Raw genomic sequence first — 6,642 nt, 5'->3', positions numbered from 1 at the left:
ATTGAAGATTTGAGTGAGTTACTTTTTGATTTATCTGGTTCAGATAAACCTGTTAAATGCCTCGCATAAAGTTGGTCAATAGCCTTCATAGCCTTCATTTGACCTCTCGACAATTAATCCACCCTGGGTTGGACTGGACGAAGGGGGGGGTTGGGCGTGGGATCGACCCGATCGCCCGCGTACCATTCCTCAGATACAGAAATCCCCCGCAACCACTCTCTGTAATTGCAGCAACCCCAAAACAGGTTCAGTTAGCCCAGTTATCAGCCGTTGAGGTTCATCGCGAGTTAGTCTCCTCAACATCTACATCTAAAAAGTGCAAGTGACTCTCGGACTCTGTATTGACAGCAATCACCAAACCCGTCTTCCCCCAAGGGGCGATCGCCCGGGGTGCGGCGGGGCTGCTAAAATTCCCGACTTGAACGCCTTGACTGTTTAAAACCAGAATCTGGCCCCCAACATCCGCCAATACCCATCCCCAATTAGCCACACAAGCAGAAACGGGCAAACTTTCCAGGGGAATTCGCGCTACCTTGAGCGGCCACAATTTCATCAACAGCACCGCCGCTTTACCAGATTGAGGAATTCCCAGCAAAGTATACGGTTCAGGTGTCAGCACCATCTGTACGAGACTGGCCGACAACCGCACAGAACCCACAGCCGTGCCGCGGCGAGTGTAAACTCTAAAAATAGTTTGGGGATTTTTCGGTTCGTTGTCGGGCCAAATAGCTAAGACGTGTCGCCGATCCAAAAACATTAATTCCGGTAAATAGTGTTCCGGTAACGGCACAGTAGCCACCGGCTTCAGAGCTTTTTCTCGATCGCCCGCAGTGCTGTTTGCACCTAAAGCATAAAAACGCAGTTCTCCCGGAACAGCCACTGTCAACCAGCGGCCGTGAGAATCAACAGCAGCTTTAAAAGCATCTGTACCTTGCCTTAAACCCATGTCCAGCAAGCACTGAGGCTCCCAAGACCGATCGCCCATCCAGTAAATTTTTTGTGGAGTCAGAACGCAGCAGCCGTCAGCAGCAGGTAAAATGCCGCGCACTATTTCCGGCATAGATATAGAAGTTGCCCTTTCTTCTGTAACTAACTGTGTTTCCGGCTGACACCAAATCTTCACATCTTTATCTACAGCAGCGTAGAGATACTTTTCAGTAGCAATTAAAGCCGTCAGCGGTGAAGAAAGTATCAGTGGCTTGGGCTGCGTCACCGCATAACGCACAGTCCGAAGTAAATTAATAGTCGGCTGTGACGCTTCTTCCTCTTCGACTTCGCGCAAAGACTCAGTTTCCGACTTCAAATTTTTAGCGCCGCTGGTTGTGGGGTGTTCCCAAGGAATAATGCAGTCGCCCGATTGCCTGACAGCGGGGTCGTACATTACCAGCCGCAGGGCTTGAGCCATTTGGGAAGCACTGGCAAAGCGGCGCGCAGGCAGCTTTTCCAGAGATTTTTTGACTATGGCTTGCAAAGGCTCAGGAATAGCGTCGGGAAGTTGCAAGCGTTGATTCAGATGCGCCCACCTCAAGTCTCCGGGGGTGCCGCCAAAAGGGCGGTAGCCCATTAGCAGCTCAAACAGCAGAATTCCCACTGCATATATATCTGACATGGGGGAATAAAGACCGTAAAACCGCTCGGGGGCCATGTAAGCGGGGGAACCTACGGCAGCGTCTGGAGAAAGTTCTTGGTGGAGGCGAGTTGTACCGATTTCTGGCAGCCGGCGGGCGATACCAAAGTCAGACAGGCGGGGCGACCAACCTTTGGAGCCTAGAGTTAGGAGGATATTTTCTGGTTTTACGTCGCAGTGAACTACGCCTCGGCGGTGGGCGTAGTCTAAGCCTGCTAAAACTTCCATGACTAGCTGCAAACCTTCGAGCAGGCGCAAGGGACGGTCTTGTTTGAGCAGGTTGCGGAGGGTTCCTCCCTCGCAGTAATCCATGACCAAGTACCTGCCTGTAGCTGTGTGTTCTAGAGCTCGGCAGGTGACTATGTTGGGGTGCTGCAAGGTGATCAGAAACCACAACTCTCGCAAGAATTCGCTAGTTGGGGCTTTTTGATGGCTGAGTTCTTTGAGAGCAACCAGTTGGCTGGTGAGGCGGGAGTCTTTGGCAGGAGTTTCTCGAACGCTGGCACAAAAGACTCGACCAAATTGCCCTTGTCCGACTAGCCCTAAAATGCGGTATTTAGAATTTTGCATCGGTCTAATTATAGGAAATGCTTGAGCTAGTATTAAAATATGTAAAGAATTCTGACAAAAATTCAAACTTTTGAATCGCTCGCCAGGTATTGCTATGTTATCTCAGGTTCATTCTCAGCCGACTAACTGCGATCGCAAGGTCGCACCTACCAAAATCCTGGAGTTTCGCAGTCAATATCAATCTTGCCGGATTCGGGTGCCGGATCTGGAACTGCCTGTGGCTGCTATTTTAGTCGATCGCGAGTATTACAGTTTTTTCAAGGCCGTCCAAGAAGCATCTAAGGTTTTAGCCATCGTGGCCAAGCTGGGGAATAGGGGCGACTCAACAGCTATTACTAAAACAGCTAGCGGTTATGCAATCTGGGTCATGGAGCCGGAAGCTAGTCCTGTCAATCCCTCTTAACGTTTTTGGATGTTAGCCAAAATTGTTTGAGCTTTCAATATCTCGATCGCACTTGCTTGCATACTGAAATTGACAGGATCTAAAATCAATATGGTTAAAATTATTAGACTAGATCCAATTGCCGAAGAAATGGCAGTGGAAACCCAATCGAATATCCTGGCGGCCTTACTTTCCAAAGACTTGGACGTTCTCAAGGAGTGCGGGGGGCGGGGAATGTGCGCTACCTGCCACGTTTACATTAAAGAGGGTATGGAAGGCTTGTCTGAAATGAACCGCCGCGAGAGGAGGACGCTGGAAGTCATTACTACAGCGGCATCCAATTCGCGACTTGCTTGTCAGGCTCAAATTATGGGCGAGGGTGTAGTTGTACAGTTGCCTGCGGGGATGTATATTAATGCTATTGAAAATGTGGAAGCTTTGATCGGTCGCCGGGCCCAGCAAGATTTGTTGCACCCGATTACGGGTCAAGTAGTTGTAGAATCGGGAAAGTTGATTACTCGTTCGATCGTCACTCAGCTTAATGAAACCCGCTTCCAAGTTGGACAGTATTTAGTTCGGACTAAAGAAGCTTAAACAGTTGACAGTTGACAGTTGACAGTTGACCTGTGACAGCGAACTGATAAGAACGGAGATTTAAACTCCGTTCTTATCACAATCTGCCGACCTGAGTAAGGGCTTCAAACCCTTGCTATTCCGTGAACTACCAACGCTAATAAAATTGTGGATGGGGAACAGAGGCGCCAATTAAGTTAAAACTTGATATGTTGTAACTTGAACAGATTTTTTCCTAAAAAAAAGTTATATGCTGAGCCAACTTGCGCGTTTGAGTACGGAAGCAGATGGACGCTACGCCACGGCTGACGAGCTCCAATTTTTGAAAGACTATTTTCAGTCTTTAAATCACCGAATGAGTGCTTATAAAAAAATTCAAGCGGCTGAGAAAGAAATTATTCGGCAAGTGGAATCAGAAATGCAGTCTCTTGACCCTAGTTTATTTCGCCGGGGGTCTCAAGATGTGACGGCAAAGTGGCGCATAGATGCTCTGCGGGTGTTGAGGCACTCGGCGGCAGCACTTTTGATTAATGATACAGAACGGTTGCGCGATCGGCTGCTGCTGTGGTTTCAAACTATTTTAGGCGCTTTTCAAGCTCGAAATAGTTCGGGTGTTACTTACGATGTCATGAAAAAGGTACTAAAAAAATATCTGACTGCTGAAGAAGTCAGCCTATTTTTTCCAATTCTGGACATCAACCGCACTGTACTGGGCAAATAATCAAGGCAGATGTCAGATTATTTGAGATTTGAGATTTGAGATGGGGAATGACTGATGAGATAAGGGTTTGGAGCAGGGGCAGACAGTTGCATTTTTTGGGGAAACTGCTGTCAGGTTAACGTGGATAAATTTTGCCGTTAGGAAGAATGGCTCCCATCAACTTAGCTCCTCTCAAATCGGCTTCAGTGAGAATGGCTCCCCGGAGGTTTGCTGCTGTCAAGTCAGCTTTTCGCAAGTTGGCTTTGCTCAGATTAGCTTTGCTCAGGTCAATTTCATGCAGGCAACAATTGGAAAGGTCGGCATCAATCAGGTAGGCTCCGCTCAAGTTGGCTTTGCTCAGGTTGGCCCCGCTAAAGTTGGCTTGCATCAAATAAGCACCGCTGAAATTGGCTTCGTTCAACAATGCCTCTGCCATATTAATTCCCGTTAAAAGTTTGCGGCTCAAGTCTACCCCGCCCAAATCTGCCCGGCTGAGATTGATACCGCTTAAGTGGCAGCCATTCAAAGTAATTTTTCTCAGGTAGGTTTTGCTGAGGTCTGCTTTGCACAAGTTGGCTCTGTCCAAGCAAGCTTCGGTGAGGTCGGCTTCGCTCAAACACGCGCCGTTTAAATAAGCTTGAGTGAGGTTAGTTTGCCTGAGATTAGCTTTCAACAGGTTGGCTTTGGTGAGGTTGGCACGGGTTAAGTTGGCTCCGGCTAGGTTGGCTTTGGACAATTCTGCTCCGGTGAGCTGTGCTTCGCTTAAGTCGGCATCTTTGAGACTGGCTAGACTCAAGTCTGCATCTTTCAAGTTTGCCCCGTTGAGATTGGCTTTAATCAGATAGGCTTTGCTGAGGTTTGCTTCGCCCAGAATGGCTTTGGTGAGTTTGGCCGCGCTCATATCTGCGCCTGTGAGATTGGCATTGGGGAGAATTGCTCCGGTCAAGTTTGCCCAATTCAGATGAGCTCCGGAGAGGTTGGCGCCGGTGAGGTTGGCTCCGCTGAGGTTTGCGCCGCTCAGACTTGTGGCGATGAGGTTTGCGCCGGTGAGGTTGGCTCCGCTGAGGTCGGCTTTGCTGAGGTTGGCTCGGCTCAGATGGGCTTTGGTGAGGTTGGCCCCGCTGAGGTTAGCGCCAATTAAGTATGGTCGGTGCTGGTGTTGGTTGAGGTTGTCTAAACGTAGAGTTGGGGCATCGCTGGAACGGTATAAATCGATCGGACTCAAGACAATGCCGCGCAGGTTTGCCAGTCTAAAATCTCTTTCGCCGGCTGCATATCGATTTAGAAGTTCATTGGCGTCCATTAAGTTAGATCAAAAAGTTTGAGGTTGTGATTGCTTTTAATTTTTATGAATTTGTTGAGTAAGTTATGAATTGTATAGCTGCGAGTTGCACAGGTTTTTTTTAATAGCTAAAACCCAAGTTTTTAACTATGTAGTTCTTTTTTATAATTTAACTCATTGTTTCAATATTTTGGTGGATGCAATGGCGGCCGAATAATTTATCTGATACGGGAGCATCTCCGGCTTTGTAAAAATATTTTTTATGGGAGCGCTGTCCGGGAATAGTGTGTGTTGTATAACTTGTGCTAGCGGGAACAGCAACAAATGCAAAATTTAGATGTTTCCTCTGATACCAGTGTCCCAAAAAAGGTAACTGTAGCTTTGTGTTGCCCGCCCTACCAGTCATCATACCATATTGTCTCAATTACCCGCAATCTGTAAAGCTTCGCTCGACAGGAATGCAAGTCCCGATCATTAGAGGAATTTGCATTCCTCTGGGTCTAACCCTTCTTATTACGATCGTCCTTTTTGGACACGAACTCAGCGATTCCCGATCGAAAGTCGAAAATATAAAATGGTATGACAGCTATTAGGTATCAAATAATAGCTGTAAAATAAGTCAGTTTTTGGGTTGGCAAAGTTGACGAATAATAGCTTCGTGATCTTCTCCTTCTTCGACCATAGAATTTGCTGGTTGGAGGCGATCGCGCAGCCCTAAAATAAAGCGGTTGCAGTCGGAACCCAAGGATTCGCAGGAGGTTTGCAGGCAGTGGAGTTCTCGACCTGTAAGCTGACTGAAGAACGCACTTAAGATGCCTGCTTCCAGAAAACAGGCTGGCCACTTGGATTTTGGGGCGTTTTTGGCAAAAAGAGAGTTAGTAATTTTTACTATTAAAAATCCCTGTTCTGAATAGCTGGGGTCAAGTTCAAAATTTCCCCATCCGTGGGTTTTCCAGCACTGTTGCAAGGACTGCAGAAATTCTACCATTTCCATTTCGGAAACTGGCTGACCGTAGTATTCGCTGACTTCTTCGCAAAAACGCACGTAGAAGTTTTTCCCCCACCAGCGACCGCAGTTAAAAAGCACGAGGCGGGAGGCTTGACCGGTTTCTTGTTCTAAGCCGATATAAATGGCTTGAATTAGTGTTTCTGGGAGGGCTATGAGTCGATCGCCCCGGCGGTTTTCGAGCAGGCCGAGTTCGAGGTCGCCTCGGACGTAGGCATCGCTGGCAAAGTAGTTTCCAGGGAGTCGGGGCTGTTTGAGCAAGTCGGCAATATTAATCATCGCTAAATTGGGAATTGGGAATTGGGAATTGGGAATTTGTTATTTGTTATTTGTTATTTGTTATTGGTTATTGGTTATTTGTTATTTGTTATTTGTTATTGGTAACAACTGGCAACTGACAACTAAGAGGGCGGGCACTCTTGGCACCGCCCCTACCAACTGACAACTGACAACTGACAAGTGGCAACTGACAACTGGCAACTGACAACTGACAACTGACAAC

The 6,642-nt window shown here is 47.6% G+C and carries 6 protein-coding genes; 3 read left to right on the top strand and 3 right to left on the bottom strand.

Annotation, left to right across the window (positions count from 1 at the left end):
- Window positions 1-277: 277 nt before the first annotated feature.
- On the bottom strand, window positions 278-2,197 hold the full coding sequence (locus WBA89_RS11145) for a serine/threonine-protein kinase (RefSeq protein ID WP_424406346.1): 1,920 nt from the start codon (window positions 2,195-2,197) through the stop codon (window positions 278-280).
- Between the two features lie 94 nt (window positions 2,198-2,291).
- Here WBA89_RS11145 and WBA89_RS11140 point away from each other — a divergent pair, with 94 nt between their 5' ends.
- The 3 genes from WBA89_RS11140 to WBA89_RS11130 all read left to right on the top strand — a co-directional run bounded on the left by WBA89_RS11140 (window position 2,292) and on the right by WBA89_RS11130 (window position 3,873).
- The gene (locus WBA89_RS11140) at window positions 2,292-2,600 is read left to right on the top strand and encodes a hypothetical protein (protein ID WP_424406345.1); all 309 of its coding nucleotides are present in this window, start codon (window positions 2,292-2,294) and stop codon (window positions 2,598-2,600) included.
- A 90-nt stretch (window positions 2,601-2,690) separates the two neighbouring features.
- Complete coding sequence (locus WBA89_RS11135) at window positions 2,691-3,173, top strand: 2Fe-2S iron-sulfur cluster-binding protein (RefSeq protein ID WP_424406344.1); 483 nt, start codon at window positions 2,691-2,693, stop codon at window positions 3,171-3,173.
- 229 nt (window positions 3,174-3,402) lie between these two features.
- Window positions 3,403-3,873, top strand: coding sequence for a phycobilisome protein (locus WBA89_RS11130; RefSeq protein ID WP_424406343.1), 471 nt, complete (start codon window positions 3,403-3,405; stop codon window positions 3,871-3,873).
- A gap of 115 nt (window positions 3,874-3,988) precedes the next feature.
- Here WBA89_RS11130 and WBA89_RS11125 read toward each other — a convergent pair whose 3' ends face one another.
- Both WBA89_RS11125 and WBA89_RS11120 read right to left on the bottom strand, forming a co-directional pair.
- Window positions 3,989-5,155 carry a pentapeptide repeat-containing protein gene (locus tag WBA89_RS11125; RefSeq protein WP_424406342.1) on the bottom strand — a complete coding sequence of 389 codons (1,167 nt, stop codon included), beginning with the start codon at window positions 5,153-5,155 and terminating at the stop codon, window positions 3,989-3,991.
- A gap of 598 nt (window positions 5,156-5,753) precedes the next feature.
- Window positions 5,754-6,419 (bottom strand): V4R domain-containing protein, encoded by a 666-nt coding sequence (locus tag WBA89_RS11120; protein ID WP_424406341.1) that lies wholly within the window; start codon window positions 6,417-6,419, stop codon window positions 5,754-5,756.
- Window positions 6,420-6,642: the final 223 nt, after the last annotated feature.

It is taken from the genome of Microcoleus sp., from assembly GCF_049646505.1.
Classification (GTDB): Bacteria; Cyanobacteriota; Cyanobacteriia; order Cyanobacteriales; family Microcoleaceae; genus Microcoleus.
Note: the sequence above shows the minus strand (reverse complement) of the source record. Positions and strands in the feature narration are given on the sequence as shown.

Bases quoted from the DNA above. Each gene is read 5' to 3' on its own strand.
- WBA89_RS11145 (WP_424406346.1), bottom strand. From the start codon at position 2,197: ATGCAAAATTCTAAATACCGCATTTTAGGGCTAGTCGGACAAGGGCAA.
- WBA89_RS11140 (WP_424406345.1), top strand. From the start codon at position 2,292: ATGTTATCTCAGGTTCATTCTCAGCCGACTAACTGCGATCGCAAGGTC.
- WBA89_RS11135 (WP_424406344.1), top strand. From the start codon at position 2,691: ATGGTTAAAATTATTAGACTAGATCCAATTGCCGAAGAAATGGCAGTG.
- WBA89_RS11130 (WP_424406343.1), top strand. From the start codon at position 3,403: ATGCTGAGCCAACTTGCGCGTTTGAGTACGGAAGCAGATGGACGCTAC.
- WBA89_RS11125 (WP_424406342.1), bottom strand. From the start codon at position 5,155: ATGGACGCCAATGAACTTCTAAATCGATATGCAGCCGGCGAAAGAGAT.
- WBA89_RS11120 (WP_424406341.1), bottom strand. From the start codon at position 6,419: ATGATTAATATTGCCGACTTGCTCAAACAGCCCCGACTCCCTGGAAAC.